At 75.4% G+C, this 240-nt stretch carries 1 pseudogene; it reads left to right on the top strand.

Features of this window, described 5'->3' with window-relative positions:
* Positions 1-240: pseudogene (locus KVT45_RS55570) on the top strand (MMPL family transporter); the annotation flags it as partial.

Here is a 240-nt window from a genome sequence, read left to right as displayed (position 1 = left end):
TCTCGCCGGGCCGGGGCGCCCTTCCGCGGGCGTTGGTCCGTCGCCGCCCTGGGGGTGGCGGTGCGGGGCGCCGTCGGATTCGCCGCGTCCAAGGCCCCCGCAGCCGCCGACGAAGGCTTCACGATGCCCGGGATCGAGTCCCAGAAGGCGTTCGACCTGATGGAGCAGCGCTGCCCGGGGACCACGGCCGACGGGGCGAGCGCGCGCATCGTGTTCATCGCCCCGAGCGGGGAGAAGGTG

The sequence above is a fragment of the Streptomyces sp. GbtcB6 genome (genome assembly GCF_019091475.1).
In the GTDB taxonomy this organism is placed as follows: domain Bacteria; phylum Actinomycetota; class Actinomycetes; order Streptomycetales; family Streptomycetaceae; genus Streptomyces; species Streptomyces hyaluromycini.
This window is presented reverse-complemented; position numbering and strand designations above follow the sequence as displayed.